This window comes from Pseudomonas sp. 06C 126 (assembly GCF_001855215.1).
Taxonomy (GTDB): domain Bacteria; phylum Pseudomonadota; class Gammaproteobacteria; order Pseudomonadales; family Pseudomonadaceae; genus Aquipseudomonas; species Aquipseudomonas proteolytica.
In genome coordinates, this window is sequence record NZ_MIFU01000001.1 from 215,059 (window position 1) to 230,077 (window position 15,019).

Annotated in this window: 15 protein-coding genes and 1 other RNA gene; 11 read left to right on the plus strand and 5 right to left on the minus strand. The window is 61.2% G+C overall.

The genetic code is table 11. From position 1 onward, the window contains the following. Nucleotides 1–19 precede the first annotated feature (19 nt). Complete coding sequence (locus BHC62_RS01020) at nt 20–577, minus strand: YecA family protein (RefSeq protein ID WP_017739071.1); 558 nt, start codon at nt 575–577, stop codon at nt 20–22. 137 nt (nt 578–714) lie between these two features. On the opposite strand from BHC62_RS01020, the gene BHC62_RS01025 reads away from it, so the two are divergent. From BHC62_RS01025 to BHC62_RS01040, 4 genes are all read left to right on the plus strand, one after another. Further along, complete coding sequence (locus tag BHC62_RS01025; RefSeq protein WP_007982902.1) at nt 715–924, plus strand: TIGR02449 family protein; 210 nt, start codon at nt 715–717, stop codon at nt 922–924. Then, complete coding sequence (locus BHC62_RS01030) at nt 921–1,238, plus strand: cell division protein ZapA (protein WP_029289530.1); 318 nt, start codon at nt 921–923, stop codon at nt 1,236–1,238. The genes BHC62_RS01025 and BHC62_RS01030 overlap by 4 nt, the downstream gene beginning before the upstream one ends. Before the next feature lie 30 nt (nt 1,239–1,268). Further along, nucleotides 1,269–1,447, plus strand: a non-coding RNA gene (gene ssrS / locus BHC62_RS01035) — 6S RNA. Between the two features lie 56 nt (nt 1,448–1,503). Next, nucleotides 1,504–2,139, plus strand: coding sequence for a 5-formyltetrahydrofolate cyclo-ligase (locus BHC62_RS01040; protein WP_070994016.1), 636 nt, complete (start codon nt 1,504–1,506; stop codon nt 2,137–2,139). A 2-nt stretch (nt 2,140–2,141) separates the two neighbouring features. Here the strand turns inward: BHC62_RS01040 and BHC62_RS28530 are convergent, their stop codons facing one another. Next, a complete protein-coding gene (locus BHC62_RS28530) occupies nt 2,142–2,291 on the minus strand; it encodes a hypothetical protein (protein ID WP_092231272.1) in 150 nt (49 codons plus the stop codon). A 195-nt stretch (nt 2,292–2,486) separates the two neighbouring features. Between BHC62_RS28530 and BHC62_RS01045 the strand changes: the two genes are divergently transcribed. From BHC62_RS01045 to BHC62_RS01060, 4 genes are all read left to right on the plus strand, one after another. After that, nucleotides 2,487–2,936, plus strand: coding sequence for an EVE domain-containing protein (locus BHC62_RS01045; protein ID WP_029289534.1), 450 nt, complete (start codon nt 2,487–2,489; stop codon nt 2,934–2,936). A gap of 139 nt (nt 2,937–3,075) precedes the next feature. After that, nucleotides 3,076–4,041, plus strand: coding sequence for an HlyD family secretion protein (locus BHC62_RS01050; protein ID WP_029289536.1), 966 nt, complete (start codon nt 3,076–3,078; stop codon nt 4,039–4,041). Continuing rightward, on the plus strand, nt 4,038–6,755 hold the full coding sequence (gene rbbA / locus BHC62_RS01055) for a ribosome-associated ATPase/putative transporter RbbA (RefSeq protein WP_070994017.1): 2,718 nt from the start codon (nt 4,038–4,040) through the stop codon (nt 6,753–6,755). Before BHC62_RS01050 ends, rbbA begins: the two co-directional genes overlap by 4 nt. After that, complete coding sequence (locus BHC62_RS01060; RefSeq protein ID WP_070994018.1) at nt 6,755–7,873, plus strand: ABC transporter permease; 1,119 nt, start codon at nt 6,755–6,757, stop codon at nt 7,871–7,873. The genes rbbA and BHC62_RS01060 overlap by 1 nt, the downstream gene beginning before the upstream one ends. A 93-nt stretch (nt 7,874–7,966) precedes the next feature. Here BHC62_RS01060 and BHC62_RS01065 read toward each other — a convergent pair whose 3' ends face one another. Next, a complete protein-coding gene (locus BHC62_RS01065; protein ID WP_029289542.1) occupies nt 7,967–8,374 on the minus strand; it encodes a flagellar basal body-associated protein FliL in 408 nt (135 codons plus the stop codon). 149 nt (nt 8,375–8,523) lie between these two features. Between BHC62_RS01065 and BHC62_RS01070 the strand changes: the two genes are divergently transcribed. Further along, nucleotides 8,524–9,504, plus strand: a complete 981-nt coding sequence (locus BHC62_RS01070; RefSeq protein WP_070994019.1) for an NADPH:quinone oxidoreductase family protein — start codon at nt 8,524–8,526, stop codon at nt 9,502–9,504. Nucleotides 9,505–9,779: 275 nt separating this feature from the next. After that, entirely contained in the window at nt 9,780–11,117 is a 1,338-nt protein-coding gene (glpT, locus tag BHC62_RS01075) for a glycerol-3-phosphate transporter (protein WP_029289546.1), read from the plus strand. Here the strand turns inward: glpT and BHC62_RS01080 are convergent. Next, on the minus strand, nt 11,101–11,766 hold the full coding sequence (locus tag BHC62_RS01080; protein ID WP_029289548.1) for a gamma-glutamylcyclotransferase: 666 nt from the start codon (nt 11,764–11,766) through the stop codon (nt 11,101–11,103). The genes glpT and BHC62_RS01080 overlap by 17 nt on opposite strands. Before the next feature lie 41 nt (nt 11,767–11,807). Beyond that, on the minus strand, nt 11,808–14,195 hold the full coding sequence (locus BHC62_RS01085; RefSeq protein ID WP_070994020.1) for a TonB-dependent siderophore receptor: 2,388 nt from the start codon (nt 14,193–14,195) through the stop codon (nt 11,808–11,810). Nucleotides 14,196–14,521: 326 nt separating this feature from the next. On the opposite strand from BHC62_RS01085, the gene BHC62_RS01090 reads away from it, so the two are divergent. Beyond that, on the plus strand, nt 14,522–14,998 hold the full coding sequence (locus BHC62_RS01090) for a sn-glycerol-3-phosphate transporter (protein ID WP_070994021.1): 477 nt from the start codon (nt 14,522–14,524) through the stop codon (nt 14,996–14,998). Nucleotides 14,999–15,019 lie beyond the last annotated feature (21 nt).

Here is a 15,019-nt window from a genome sequence, read left to right on the forward strand (position 1 = left end):
GGCAGGTGGGTTCCCTCTCTTAGTGCAGCGACGGCTTGGGCGCTGCGGGCTCAGCAGACTTTTTGGTCTCGGTGAACAGCAGCAGCGGCGCGACGCGCAGGTATTCCATGACTTCCATATAGTCGCCTTCGCCGTCTTCGGACTCTTCCAGGGCATCTTGCACCTGGGAGATGGCGGCCAGGTCTTGCAACACTTCCTTGGCGTCGGTGCTCAGTTCCAGGCCGCCGGCGTTCACGCCAAAGCCATGGAGGAAACCCTGGCACCATTGGCCCAGAGCCGCAGCACGCTCGGTGAGCGGCGCGTCGTCGGTTGGCAGCAGCAGGACTACGGTGACGTCATCACCGGTCAGTTCGCCTTTAACCATTTCTTGCAAACCGATCAACGCATTGCGCACGTTTTCGGTAGGCTCGGTTTCCAGCAGTTCGGCCACGTCGGCCAGCCAGTTATCGGCGTCAAAACCGACGCCGGTGCAGCTGCGGCCCAACAGCACGCCATGCAGTTCGGCGGGCGAGCAAGGGTGGCCGCTGGTGCTCAGCAGTTTGGAAAAAGCGTCGTACGGGGAATTCTGAATAGGCATGATGAGCTAGGCGCCAGGCGGCGCGATGTCTAGAATGAAGCGCTGTATCCTAGCACCGGCAGACGCACCCGACTATCAAGGGCGTCAGATCGTTTATCCTGCAGTTGCCATTCATCAGACAAATCCAGTGGAACCCAATGGAAGACACCGACTTGCAAGCGCTGATGGCCAGACTCGAATTGCTAATTACCCGGGTCGAGCAACTAAAGAGTCAAAACGGACTCCTATTAGCTCAGGAAAAGACCTGGCGCGAGGAACGCGCGCACCTCATTGAAAAAAACGAAATCGCCCGGCGTAAGGTCGAATCGATGATTTCGCGCCTGAAGGCCCTGGAGCAAGACTCATGAGTTCAAGCAATAGCGTCACCGTGCAGATTCTCGACAAAGAGTATTCAATCATCTGCCCCCAGGAAGAACGCAGCAACCTGGTGAGCGCTGCCCGCTACCTGGACGGCAAGATGCGCGAGATCCGCAGCAGCGGCAAAGTCATCGGCGCCGACCGTATCGCCGTGATGGCCGCACTGAACATTACCCACGATTTATTGCATAAGCAGGAACGCCCTGACGTACAGGCCAGCGGCTCGACACGCGAGCAAGTGCGTGACCTGCTCGAGCGCGTTGACCTGGTACTTTCTACCGATCAGGAACCACCCAAGGGCTGATTGCCGCGTCTATTTGGGGTATACTCGCCTCACTCCCTGGCGTGCTTGCCAGTCGGCGATGTCCCTGAGCCGATTCGCACTACCCTGGAAGTTGCACGTTGGGCTGGTGTGCATGTCCGCTAGACGGAAAGCCTTAAAGCCTACTGCATCTTCCACCTTGAACTTTCGGGTTCAAGGGCTAAGTCGACAGCGGTTCTGTCGGGGAGCCTGATTCCCAAACTCAATGCCAGTCCCCGGACTGGCATTGTTGTATGAGCCGACCACCATGACCGAACCTGCGCCGCTTTCCCGTCCGCAACTTCGACGCATGTTGCGCAATGCCCGTCGCGCCCTGACGCCGAGCGAGCAGCGCCGGGCCGCCATTGGCCTGTATCGGCAACTGGCACAGCACCCGCTGTTTCGCCGGGCCAAACATATTTCCCTGTACCTGCCGACGGATGGCGAAATCGATCCGCGCCTGCTGCTGCGCGCTGCCCAGCGCCGGGGCAAGGCCACCTACCTGCCGGTGCTCAGCGCCTGGCCACGGACCAAGATGGTGTTCCAACGCGTGAGCCCCAGGGAAAGGCTTGCGCCCAATCGCTTTGGCATTCTTGAGCCACGGGTCAATGTCGGGCGCCAGCGCAAGGTCTGGGCCCTGGACCTGGTGCTGCTGCCATTGGTGGGGTTCGATGATGCGGGCGGGCGACTGGGCATGGGCGGCGGTTTTTACGATCGCAGCCTGGCGTACCTGGCGCGCCGTTCGTCGTGGCGCAAGCCAACGCTGCTGGGGCTGGCCCATGAGTGCCAGAAGGTCGAACGACTGGCGCAGGCAAGCTGGGACGTGCCGTTGAATGGCACCGTTACCGATAGAAGATGGTATGTCGCAGAGGGGACGCCGCTGGAATCAACGGCGCCGAAATAGCGTCAACGCTTGAAGGTTTGTTGCTGCTGCTGTGCAAATTCAACGGGCGCTTCGGTCTTGTTCGACCACAGGCTTTGCGCATACCCGGTGGTCACGACGCCCAGACCGAACAAAATAACCAAAATCCATAGTAAATCCGGTTTGCGTTTCATCGATTGCCCCCCTTCAGGCATATCACACACGATGACAGCAACGTTCCAAAGTAGTCCGTTCCAGCTGCGTCAAGCTTAAAATCCCGGCATTCTGCGTTAACGTGAACCAACACGCAAACCTTGGCGTCAACCGACCGTCGGTTTGTCATGAAATTGACAGACAACCTGCCCAATCCCCAGCAAAGGAGCAAAACCATGGCCTATTGGCTGATGAAATCCGAGCCCGATGAGCTGTCCATCAAGGGCCTGGAAAAACTCGGCGAGGCGCGCTGGGATGGCGTGCGCAATTACCAGGCGCGCAACTTCCTGCGGGCCATGGCGGTCGGCGATGAGTTCTTCTTCTACCACTCCAGTTGCCCGGAGCCGGGGATTGCCGGCGTAGGGAAAATCATCGAAGCGGCTTACCCCGACCCGACCGCGCTGGAACCTGACAGCCATTACTTCGATGCCAAGGCCACACCCGAGAAAAATCCGTGGAGCGCCATCACCGTTGCCCACGTCAAGACCTTCCCCAAAGTCCTCGGGCTGGGCTACCTCAAGCAACAGACCGCCCTGGCCGAAATGCCCCTGGTGCAAAAAGGCAGTCGCCTGTCCGTGATGCCGGTGACAGCCGAGCAATGGGCGGCGGTAATGGCCCTGCGCTAACCCCCCCTGACCAAAGAAGCCCCCATCAACACCTCAACACCGCATCATAAAGAGCGGGTCAGGGATTCATTTGACCGGTATCAACGGCTATCGGTTACGATCCCGGCAAACTAGGACGCTAACACCGCAGGATGCACCCATGTCGACGTCACATCGCAGTTCGCAATTCTTCGCCTTTCTCCTGATATTGCTGTTGGTCGCCGCCGGCGGCTTCGGCTACTGGAAGTCCACCCTCGACCGCCTGCCAGAAGGCTTGAGCATGGGCAACGGCCGGCTGGAATCCACCGAAGTGCAGATTGCCACCAAAATCCCCGGCCGCCTGGCCGAGGTGCGGGTCGATGAAGGCGACAAGGTGCTCAAGGGCCAACTGCTGGCGCGTATCGACACCCGCACCCTGGAAGCCCAGCGTTCCCAGGCTGAAGCCGAAGTGCTGCGCGCCAAGGAAAATTTCGCCGCCGCCGAAGCCAACGTGCAACTGCGCCAAAGCGAAAACCTGCTGGCCAGCCAGGAACTCAAGCGCACCCAGGAACTGTACCGACGCGGTTTTGCCAGCGCGCAGTTGATCGATCAGCAACAGGCCCGCCAGAACACCGGCAACGCGGCAGTGGTCGCGGCCCAGGCCCAGGTGAATGCGGTCAAGGCCGCCATCGGTGCCGCCCAGGCCCAGGTGGCGCAACTGACCAGCGAGATCGACGACAGCAGCCTGCGTGCGCCCATCGACGGCATCATCCAGTTGCGCCTGGCCGAACCCGGCGAAGTGCTCGGGGCCGGCGGGCGGGTGTTGTTGTTGATCGACCCGAATGACCAATACATGAACCTCTACCTGCCCGCCTCGGTCACCGGTCGCCTGACCGTGGGCAGCGAAGCGCGGATCGTGCTCGATGCCCTGCCGGATCAGCCGTTGCCGGCAAAAATCAGCTTTGTCGCGGCCAAATCCCAGTTCACCCCCAAAGAAGTGGAAACCCGCGACGAGCGCCAGAAACTGGTGTTCCGCGTCAAGCTGCGCCTGACTCAACCCAGCGCCGTGCCCCAGGCCAAGCCCGGCATGCCCGGCGCCGGCTACGTGCGCACTGCCGACCTGGACTGGCCGGCCAACCTGCAATGAACGGCCTGGCGCTGCACGCCACGGGTATCAACCACCGCTACGGCAAGCAACAGGCACTGATCGACATCGCCTTCAGCCTGCCGGCCGGCACCCGCTGCGGGCTGATCGGCCCGGATGGCGCGGGCAAGTCGAGCCTGCTGGGCTTGATCGCCGGGGTGAAAAAGCTGCAGGCCGGAGACTTGCAGGTGCTGGGCGGCTCCATCGAAGACCGCCGCCACCGCAACAGCCTGTACCCGTTGATCGCCTTTATGCCTCAGGGCCTGGGCGGCAACCTGTACCCCGAGCTGTCCATCAGCGAAAACATCCGCTTTTTCGCCACCCTGTTTGGCCTGTCCAAAGCCGACTGCGACCAGCGCATGCACAACCTGCTGCTGGCCACTGACCTGGCGCGCTTCGCCGACCGTCCGGCGGGCAAACTGTCGGGCGGGATGAAGCAAAAACTGGGGCTGTGCTGCGCGCTGATCCACGATCCGGATCTGTTGATCCTCGATGAGCCCACCACCGGCGTCGACCCATTGTCACGCCGCCGCTTCTGGGAGCTGGTGGAAACCGTACGCAGTGAACGCCCACAACTGACGCTGCTGGTGGCCACGGCCTACATGGAGGAAGCCGAGCAGTTCGAACATTGCCTGATGCTCGACCGCGGCAAACTGATCGCCGATGGCCTGAGCCGCGACCTGGCGGCTGTCACGCCCAGCGGCAAGCTGGATGAAGCCTTTACCCATTTCCAGGGCGACAGCGCGCACAACAACCAGCCGCTGGTGATCCCACCTCGGGCGAACGACAACACTGATATCGCCATCGAAGCCCACGACCTGACCCTGCGTTTTGGCGACTTTACGGCGGTGAACAAAGTCAGCTTCGCCATCGGCCGTGGTGAGATCTTTGGTTTTCTCGGCTCCAACGGCTGTGGCAAGACCACCACCATGAAAGTCCTCACCGGGCTGATGCCGGCCAGCGAAGGCAGCGCCACACTGCTGGGCAACCCGGTGAACGCCAAGGACCTGGCGACCCGCAAGCGCGTGGGCTTCATGTCCCAGAGCTTCTCGTTGTACGGCGAGCTCAGCGTGCGCCAGAACCTGGTGCTGCACGCACAACTGTTCGACCTGCCCAAGGCCGACAGCGGCCCGCGTATCGAAGAGTTGATCCAGCGTTTTGACCTGGGCAGCGTCGCTGAGCAACCCTCCGGTGAGTTGCCCCTGGGTTTGCGCCAGCGCCTGTCCCTGGCCGTGGCGGTACTGCATCGCCCGGAAGTGCTGATTCTCGACGAACCCACGTCCGGTGTGGACCCCGCCGCACGTGACGATTTCTGGCGCCTGCTGGTGGAGCTGTCCCGCGAGCAAGGGGTGACGATTTTCCTCTCCACCCACTTTATGAACGAAGCCCAGCGCTGCGACCGTATTTCCTTGATGCACGCCGGCAAGGTGCTGGCCTGCGACACGCCGCACGCACTGCAACAACAATTCCACGGCGAGACCCTGGAAGCCGCGTTCGTCACCTGCCTGGAGCAAGCCCAGCAAGCCCCGCAAGCCGACGCCCCCAGCGCGACCGTCAGCACGCCGACTACGCCGCCGGTCAGCAAGCGCGGCTTCAGCCTGGCGCGCCTGCTGGCGGTGGCCAGCCGTGAAGGCAAGGAACTGCTGCGCGACAAAGTGCGCATGGCCTTTGCCCTGCTCGGGGCGATTTTCATGATGGTGATCTTCGGCTACGGCATTTCCCTGGACGTGGAGAAGCTTGCCTTCGCCGTGTATGACCAGGACCAGACACCCCAAAGCCGGGCCTACCTGGAAGCCTTTCGCAGTTCACGCTACTTCGCCGAACAGCCGCCGATCACCGATTCGGCCGAGTTGCACCGGCGCCTGCAGCGCTCGGAGATCAAACTGGCCATGGAAATTCCACCCGGGTTTGGCCGTGACCTGTACGCCGGACGCCAACCGGCGGTGGCCGCCTGGCTTGATGGCGGCATGCCGTTTCGCGCCGAGACCAGCCGCAATTATGTAGAAGCGGTGCACCAGGCCAACCTCCAGCAATTGGCCGAACTCAACAGCACACCACGGGCCCAGCCGCCTGCGGCCAAACTGGAAACGCGCTTTCGCTACAACCAGGACGTGGTCAGCGTCAATGCCATCGGCCCCGGCGTGATGGCGCTGATCCTGGCCTTTATCCCGGCAATGCTTACCGCCCTGGGCATCGTGCGCGAAAAAGAGCTGGGTTCGATTACCAACTTCTACGCCACGCCGCTGACCCGCCTGGAATTCCTCCTCGGCAAACAGGCGCCGTATCTGGTCATCAGCCTGATCAACCTGGCCTTGCTGGTGGCAATGAATCGCTGGCTGTTCGGCGTGCCGTTCAAGGGCAGCGCTCTGACCCTGGCCTTTGGCGGCCTGCTGTACGTGCTGGCGACCACCAGCATGGGCCTCCTGATTTCCGCGTTCACCCGCACCCAGATCGCCGCGATTCTCGGCACCATGATCATCACCAGCCTGCCGACCATCCAATTCTCCGGGTTGATCGTGCCGCGCTCGTCTCTGGAAGGGGCGGCCGCGCTGATGGGCATGCTGTTTCCTGCCGGTTACTTCCTGGATGTGGCCGTCGGCACCTTCACCAAAGCCCTGGACTTGCGCCAGTTGTGGCCGCAGTGCCTGGCGCTGTTCGGGTTTTTCCTGGGGTTCACCGGGCTGAGCCTGGTCATGCTTAAGAAGCAGGAGGCCTGATGCACAAGTTCGCCCATATCCTGCGCCTGGGAATCAAGGAACTCACCAGCCTGCGCCACGACAGTGTGTTGCTGTTGTTTCTGTTCTACGCCTTCACCGTCGCCATCTATATGCCAGCGGCCGGCTCGGTGATTGGCGTGCACAACGCCAGCGTGGCCTTTGTCGATGAGGACCACGGCCAATTGTCGCGCCAGTTGGCCGAAGCCCTGCAGCCACCGGAATTCCAACCCGCCGTGCCACTGGCCTACGACCAGTTGGACAAGGTCATGGACAGCGGCCAGTACACCTTCGTGATCAACGTGCCGGCCAATTTCCAGGCAGACCTGTTGGCCGGGCGCCAACCAAGCGTACAGGTCAACGTGGATGCCACGGCGATGAGCCAGGCCTTTATGGGTGCGGGTTATATCGGGCGGATTTTCCAGCGCGAACTGCTGACCTACAGTGGCCAGCCTGACGCCAGCCAGCGGGCGCCGGCGGCCCTCACCACCCGGGCATTATTCAACACTAACCTGGAAGGTGGCTGGTTCCTGGCGGTGATCCAGATCGTCAACAACATCACCATCCTGGCCATCGTACTGACCGGCACGGCGTTGCTGCGTGAGCGCGAACACGGCACCCTCGACCATTTGCTGGTGCTGCCGCTGACAGCGCTGGAGATCATGCTGGCGAAAATCTGGAGCAACATGCTGGTGGTGGTGCTGTGCACCTGGCTGTCGCTGGAAGTGGTGGTCAAGGGCATGCTCGGCGTGCCGCTGGCCGGGTCGTTGAGCTTGTTCCTGCTGGTGACGGCACTCTACCTGTTTGCCAGCACCGCCCTGGGCATCTTCCTGGCCACCCTCGCCCGTTCGACGCCGCAATTCGGTTTGCTGGCAATCCCGGTAATCATTCCGATGCTGCTTCTGTCTGGCGGCAGCACGCCGTTGGACAGCATGCCCGAATGGTTGCAATGGGTGATGCAGGGCTCGCCGTCGACGCACTTTGTGAGCTTGAGTGCGGCGATTCTGTTCCGGGATGCAGGAGTAAGCGTGGTGTGGCCGGACTTGCTGGCGCTAGCGGCGATTGGGTTGTTGTTTTTTGCGGTGGCGTTGGCCAGGTTCAGGAAAAGCCTGGCGTCTTGAGGTGCCCGCAAGGCCGTCATCGCAGGCAAGCCAGCTCCCACATTTTGAGGGTGAGCACCGTCAAATGTGGGCACCGGCTTTTCAGCGCGGGCTTTACTGGATGATCAAGTTGTTGAACAACAGGTCCTCAACCACCGGCTTGCCGGTTTCGTCGTTCATCACTTGTTGGGTCTGCTTCAACGCTTCCTGGCGCAACTTCTCTTTGCCTTCGACACTGCCCATGCTCTCGACAGTCTGCTGGGTAAACAACGCCACCAGTTGGTTGCGAATCAACGGTTCATTGGCCTTGATCGCCGCCGCCGCTTCCGGGCCGGTCACGCGCAGGGCCACATCGGCCTTGTACACCCGCAGTTTCGGGCCGCCATCCAAGGCGTAGTTGCCCACAAAAGGCGGCGTCAGGCTGTAATAGCTGACCTTCGGCGCTTCGCCTTCCTTGGCTTCTTCGGCATGGGCCGCCATCGGCAACGTCAGGGCCAGCATCAACAGGATCCACGCTTTCACAGTTCATTCCTCAAATTCGGTTGCCAGTAGCATAACGCTAGCAAGGCAGAGCACAAGCTTATGGCGACTTATCAGGCCGGGGCATGCTCGTTGACCCGTGACCTTACCCACCTACACTTATCGGCCAATACGCCAAAAGGAATAGTCCGATGAAAGCCGTGCTGTGCAAAGCCTTCGGCCCTGCCGAAACCCTGGTGTTGGAAGACGTCGCCAGCCCCGCGATCAAGAAGAACGAGATCCTGCTGGATGTGCATGCCGCCGGGGTGAATTTCCCGGACACGCTGATCATCGAGGGCAAGTACCAGTTCAAGCCACCCTTCCCGTTCTCGCCGGGTGGCGAAGCGGCAGGCGTGGTCAGCGAAGTCGGGGAAAAGGTCAGCCACCTCAAGGTCGGCGACCGGGTCATGGCGTTGACCGGCTGGGGTAGCTTTGCCGAGCAGGTCGCTGTACCGGGCTATAACGTACTGCCGATCCCGCCGAGCATGGACTTCAACACTGCCGCCGCCTTCAGCATGACCTACGGCACCTCGATGCACGCGCTCAAGCAGCGCGGCCACTTGGTGGCCGGCGAGACCCTGCTGGTGCTGGGTGCGTCCGGTGGCGTGGGGCTGGCCGCCGTAGAAATCGGCAAGGCCATGGGCGCCCGGGTGATCGCTGCCGCCAGCAGCGCCGACAAGCTGGCTGTGGCCAAGGCGGCGGGTGCCGATGAGTTGATTAACTACAGCGAAACCAACCTCAAGGATGAAATCAAGCGCCTGACCGATGGCAACGGCGCCGACGTGATCTACGACCCGGTAGGTGGCGACCTGTTTGACCAGGCCATCCGCGCCATCGCCTGGAACGGGCGCCTGTTGGTGGTGGGCTTTGCCAGCGGGCGTATTCCTGAGTTGCCAGTGAACCTGGCGCTGCTCAAGGGCGCGGCGGTGGTCGGGGTGTTCTGGGGCTCGTTCGCCCAGCGCCAGCCCCAGGATAATGCGGCGAATTTCCAGCAACTGTTCAGTTGGTACGCCGAGGGGAAGCTGAAGCCACTGGTTTCGCAGGTGTACCCGCTGGATAACGCCGCCCAGGCGATCAATGACCTGGGGCAGCGCAAGGCGGTGGGCAAGGTGGTCGTCCAGGTCCGCCAGTGATTTGTGGAGGAGCTGGCTTGCCTGCGATAGCGGTCCGTCAGCTCCACCTGTTTAGCTGAGCCACCGCTATCGCTGGCAAGCCAGCTCCTACAGTTGAGTCGCGGGGTTCTGAGGAATTTGATTACGACGCATATTTATCTATTAGCGACATGTTCGTAAAAGAACATGCAATTACTCCAGTTTCCTGTGTTTGCAGATAAGAGGCGATGCTATTTTCGGTAACGAAACTGTAACATTCGCATCCGCAGTCAAAACAAGAAATTTGGAGCTCTTGAATGTTTGCTTTCTTTCGTCCTGCCCCTCATCAGGCACCCCTGCCTGAAGAAAAGATCGACAGTACTTACCGACGACTGCGCTGGCAGATCTTCGCCGGTATTTTCTTTGGCTACGCGGGTTACTACCTGCTGCGCAAGAACTTCTCCCTGGCCATGCCGTATTTGATCGACGAGGGTTATACCCGTGGTCAGCTGGGCCTGGCCATGTCGGCGATCGCCATTGCCTATGGCCTGTCCAAGTTCCTCATGGGCCTGGTGTCCGACCGCTCCAACCCGCGCTACTTCCTGCCTTTTGGCTTGCTGGTGTCGGCGGGGGTGATGTTCATTTTCGGTTTCGCGCCTTGGGCCACCTCCAGCGTGACGATGATGTTCATTTTGCTGTTCATCAACGGCTGGGCCCAGGGCATGGGCTGGCCGCCGAGCGGACGGACCATGGTGCACTGGTGGTCGCAGAAAGAACGCGGCGGCGTGGTGTCGGTGTGGAACGTGGCGCATAACGTCGGCGGCGGCCTGATCGGCCCGCTGTTCCTGCTGGGCATGGCCTGGTTCAACGACTGGCACGCGGCGTTCTATGTACCGGCCACTGTAGCCTTGGCGGTAGCGGCGTTTGCCTTCATCACCATGCGCGACACCCCACAGTCGGTGGGCCTGCCGCCTATCGAGAAGTACAAGAACGACTACCCGGAAGGTTACGACGACAGCCACGAAGACGAATTCAGCGCCAAGGAAATCTTCGTCAAGTACGTGCTGCGCAACAAAATGCTCTGGTACATCGCCTTCGCCAACGTGTTCGTGTACCTGCTGCGCTACGGCGTGCTGGACTGGGCACCGACGTACCTCAAGGAAGCCAAGCACTTCACGGTCGACAAGTCGTCCTGGGCGTACTTCTTCTATGAGTGGGCAGGGATTCCGGGCACGCTGCTGTGCGGCTGGATGTCAGACAAGATCTTCCGTGGCAACCGAGGCCTGACCGGCATTGTGTTCATGGCGTTGGTCACCGTGGCGACCCTGGTTTATTGGCTCAACCCGCCAGGCAACCCGATGGTCGACATGATCGCGCTGTTCTCCATTGGCTTCCTGATCTACGGCCCGGTGATGCTGATCGGCCTGCAGGCACTGGAGCTGGCGCCGAAGAAAGCCGCCGGTACAGCCGCAGGTTTTACCGGCCTGTTCGGTTACCTGGGCGGTTCGGTAGCGGCCAGTGCGGCCATGGGCTACACCGTGGACCACTTCGGCTGGGATGGCGGCTTTGTGCTGCTGATCGGCGCGTGCCTGTTGGCTATCGCGTTCCTGATTCCTACGCTGTGGCACACCAATAGCGTTAGCTCGGCGCGTTAATCGCCGCGACGCCTTTGGCACATCGCTTGAGCCGCGCCTCCAGATTCTTGTCTGGCATGGCGTGGCTACGCAGGGCGTTGACGGTCTGCTCGACATAATCGCGAGTAGTGCCGTAGCGCCCGCAAGCGCTGGCGAATACCTGGTTCAGCACGCTGTCGGGCAAGTTGCCGGCGTAGCTGGGCAAGTGCCGCTCCAGCACAAAACCCAACGCCTGCACCTGACTACCGTCTTCAAGCCGGCAACTGAGCCAATGTGGCCGATACGAAGGGTAAGGCATCTCCCGCTGCCACAAGGCATAGAGCGAAGCCTCCAGCTGCTCCTCCGGCAGGCGATAGGCAAAGCCACTGCACGAGCCGCCGCGATCCAGGCCAAACACCAGCCCCGGCAACTCCGGCGTACCCCGATGCTCGTGGGACCACAGATACAGGCCCCGGTGATAACCGTGGACCCGTGCCCGCAGGCGCTGGGTGGCCGAACACTCGGGACGCCAGATCAGCGAGCCGTAGGCAAACAACCAGACCGGCCCACCCTTGTGCAGGCCCATGGTGGCCTGCATTGAGCTCATCAATTGTTCGTGAGTGAGTTGCGGCCCCAGATCGAGCCGCGGAGGGTAAGCCAATTGCAGAAGTTCGGATTCAATAACGGTCATGGCGGATCGCTTAGGTCTCCTTTCTCGGAAATGAAGAGCTACTACCAGTTATAGGCGACTTTACCGTAATAGAACGCGCCGCTGTAACCGTAAGGCGAAAAAGTGCTATAGGCCAGGTTGCCGCCACTGCTGGCGTAGGCATTGAGCTTTTCCGGGTACTTATCGGTCACGTTGTCGCCGCCCACGGTGAAGGTCCAGTTGTGTAATGTGTAGTCAGCCGACAAATCCAGCACCCAGGCGGCCTTGAAGGTCTGGTCATTGACCTTGTCCGCCTGGTAGCTGGTGAATTCGCCATAGCGCACCAGATTGCTGTGCAGCGCCCAATTGCCGAAAGTGAAATCGTTGCCCAGGCTCAGCTTGTGCTGGGGCGTGGTGTCGCCCAGCAGACCGATGCGCTCGCGCCGGTCGACCCGCACCAGGTTGGCGCCCAGGCTGTCGAGAATGGCCGGGTTGGCCTTCACGTCCGTGACCTTGGTGTGGTTGTAGTTGTAGCCCACGGTGCTGTTCCAGCGGATGCCGTTGTCCAACTGGTAGCGGTAGTTGGCCACCAGGTCGACGCCGTCGGTGCTGGTGTCCGTGGCATTGGTGAAGTAGCGGGCGGTGGTGTAGTCGATATTGCCGACGCCATTGGCTTGCAGATAGGCGCGTGTCGCCGCGTTAAGGGCAAGGTTGGACGACAGGCTTATGCGGTCGCGAATGTCGATGCGGTAGACGTCCGCCGTCACCGTCAGGTTATCCGCCGGCTCCAGCACCAAGCCCAGGCTGTAGTTGCGCGACTTCTCGGCCTTGAGGTCTTCGGCGCCAAGCAAACGCGCCACCTGACTGTTGGCCGGGAAGGTGCCGGCTTCCTGGATGGTGTTGCCGATCAACTGCGATGAGGTGTAGGCAAAGTTCTGCTGGGCCAGGGACGGTGCGCGAAAGCCATTGGAAATACTGCCGCGCAGGGCCACTTGCGGGGTGAAGTCATAGCGCGCCGACAGCGAGCCGCTGACGTTGGAGCCGAAGTCGCTGTAGTCCTCATGGCGCACCGCCGCCGAAACCCCGAGCTTCTCGGTGAAGTTGGTTTCCAGGTCCAGGTACTGCGCCCAGTTGTGGCGCGAGGTGCTGCCGGCGTCGGCATCGCGGAAACCGCCGAGGCCCGAGCTGCCGGTCTGGTAATAGGACGCCGGCTCACCGGCTTCGATCTCATAGCCCTGGTGCAGGTATTCGCCGCCGAATGCCACCGATACCGGGTACGGCAGCCAGCCCAGGTCAAACTCACGGGACAGGTCCAGGCTGAGCTGCTTCTGCTCGTTGCTCAGGGTGCCGTTGTCGAATTTGCGCGGCGTCGCCAGGCCCAGGGAGGTGTTGATGGTTTCGGTGCGCAGTTCGTACTGGTTCTTGCCGTAGTTGGCCGACAGGTCGTAGTGCCAGTCATACGCCAACTGCCCGCGCAGGCCGGCCACCAGCGAGGTATCTTCGAGGCTGCCACGGATCAGCGGCAGGTAGCCATTGGGGTTGAGCGCCGGGAGGTTGTTGGACGCATTGCTCGCCCGGTAGAACGCCGCCGTCTCGCCACGCCGCTTGCTGTAGCCGCCAAAAGTGTAGAACTCGGCAGCCTCGTTGAAGGCATAGCCGGCGTTCAGCCACAGCTTGCCTTCGTTGGTCGAAGGTTCGCCCTGGCGGAACACCCGCTGGCCGTACGTGGTGGAACCGATGCTGGCCGGGCGGTAATCGTGGCCGGCGCGGTTGGTGTAGTCATTGTCGGCAACTTCGGCCGAAAGGTTGATAAACCCGTTCTCGCCTACGGCCAGGCCGGTGTTGCCGCTGATGTTGCGCTGGATCCCGTCGCCTTTCTTGTATTGGCCGAACTTGCTCGAAACCGAGCCGCCGTGGTCGGTCTGCTTGAGGATCACGTTGATCACCCCGGCAATTGCATCGGACCCGTAGCGCGCCGACGCGCCATCACGCAGCACTTCAATATGGTCGACCGCCGACAACGGGATGGCATTCAAATCCGCCGGGGCCGAACCGCGGCCGACCGCACCACCCAGGTTGACGAAAGCGCTGGTGTGGCGCCGCTTGCCATTGACCAGCACCAGCACTTGATCCGGCGACAGGCCGCGCAGTTGCGCCGGGCGCACCAGTTCGGCGCCGTCCACCAGGCTAGGGCGGGGGAAGTTGATAGAAGGAATCAGCCGCGCCAGTACCGCGCCCAGCTCATCGGAACCGGTGCTGCGCAGGCTTTCGCCGGAAATCACATCAATAGGTGATAGTGACGCGCTGGCCGTGCGCTCTTGGGCGCGGGTACCCGTGACGATCACGGTGTCGAGTTTTGGCGTTTCGGCCGTCGCCGCTTCAGCGGCGATCACTGGATTGAATCCCACGGAGGCCAGCAAATTGGCTGACAAAATCGCCGTGTACAGCGCGTGCCTGTTGTAGCTCCCCATACCGCTCCCCTTGGAATCAAAAGTCAGAACGTCAATGCCCTGAGTTCATACGATCGATCCGTGTGGCGGACGGTGGCGGTCATTTACTGGTTAGTGGCAGATAGTCGGTAGCCCGATGACATATAGCTTAATGATATTTATCTTGACGAATAAATATCTTTTAAGAATAAGCAAAAGCATAAGCAACAGGCCCCGTTCATCAGGATTGCTCCAGAAAATCCCGCTACTTTCAGCGCCCGTTCAGCCTTTGGGCAGAGCGAGCCCTCAAAATAGGCCCGCGTCACGACCCACTTAGCCGTGCATCCACCGACTATCGAGGTCGCCCCATGAAAAACCGACTTTCCGGCCTGCTGCTCCTGGCACAGGCCACCACCGCCCTGGCCGCCGAAGCGCCGGCCAACGACGACAAAGGCTTCTGGTACGCCCAGACCAGCGTCTACACCCGGCACTTTGCGCCGGATCCCGAGCACAACAACAACCAGGACCTGATCGGCCTGGAGCGTAATGACGCTTCGGGGTGGGTGTATGGCGGTGCGACCTTTCGCAACTCGTTTCGCCAGCGCTCGTACTACGCGTACGCAGGCAAGCGCTACGACATGAGCGACTATCCGGTGTATCTGAAGCTCACTGGCGGGGCGATCCAGGGCTATCGCGGCAAGTATCGCGACAAGATTCCGCTGAACCGCTACGGCGTGGCGCCGGTGATCATTCCGTCGGTGGGAACCCACTATGGGCCGGTAGCGGCGGAATTCGTATTGCTGGGGTTCAATGCGGCGATGGTGACCACAGGTGTGCGGTTCTGACACCGACAGACGTGAGTAGAC

Excerpts from the sequence above, each read along its gene's own strand:
- BHC62_RS01020 (WP_017739071.1), bottom strand. The coding sequence starts at position 577 with ATGCCTATTCAGAATTCCCCGTACGACGCTTTTTCCAAACTGCTGAGC.
- BHC62_RS01025 (WP_007982902.1), top strand. The coding sequence starts at position 715 with ATGGAAGACACCGACTTGCAAGCGCTGATGGCCAGACTCGAATTGCTA.
- BHC62_RS01030 (WP_029289530.1), top strand. The coding sequence starts at position 921 with ATGAGTTCAAGCAATAGCGTCACCGTGCAGATTCTCGACAAAGAGTAT.
- BHC62_RS01040 (WP_070994016.1), top strand. The coding sequence starts at position 1,504 with ATGACCGAACCTGCGCCGCTTTCCCGTCCGCAACTTCGACGCATGTTG.
- BHC62_RS28530 (WP_092231272.1), bottom strand. The coding sequence starts at position 2,291 with ATGAAACGCAAACCGGATTTACTATGGATTTTGGTTATTTTGTTCGGT.
- BHC62_RS01045 (WP_029289534.1), top strand. The coding sequence starts at position 2,487 with ATGGCCTATTGGCTGATGAAATCCGAGCCCGATGAGCTGTCCATCAAG.
- BHC62_RS01050 (WP_029289536.1), top strand. The coding sequence starts at position 3,076 with ATGTCGACGTCACATCGCAGTTCGCAATTCTTCGCCTTTCTCCTGATA.
- rbbA (WP_070994017.1), top strand. The coding sequence starts at position 4,038 with ATGAACGGCCTGGCGCTGCACGCCACGGGTATCAACCACCGCTACGGC.
- BHC62_RS01060 (WP_070994018.1), top strand. The coding sequence starts at position 6,755 with ATGCACAAGTTCGCCCATATCCTGCGCCTGGGAATCAAGGAACTCACC.
- BHC62_RS01070 (WP_070994019.1), top strand. The coding sequence starts at position 8,524 with ATGAAAGCCGTGCTGTGCAAAGCCTTCGGCCCTGCCGAAACCCTGGTG.
- glpT (WP_029289546.1), top strand. The coding sequence starts at position 9,780 with ATGTTTGCTTTCTTTCGTCCTGCCCCTCATCAGGCACCCCTGCCTGAA.
- BHC62_RS01080 (WP_029289548.1), bottom strand. The coding sequence starts at position 11,766 with ATGACCGTTATTGAATCCGAACTTCTGCAATTGGCTTACCCTCCGCGG.
- BHC62_RS01085 (WP_070994020.1), bottom strand. The coding sequence starts at position 14,195 with ATGGGGAGCTACAACAGGCACGCGCTGTACACGGCGATTTTGTCAGCC.
- BHC62_RS01090 (WP_070994021.1), top strand. The coding sequence starts at position 14,522 with ATGAAAAACCGACTTTCCGGCCTGCTGCTCCTGGCACAGGCCACCACC.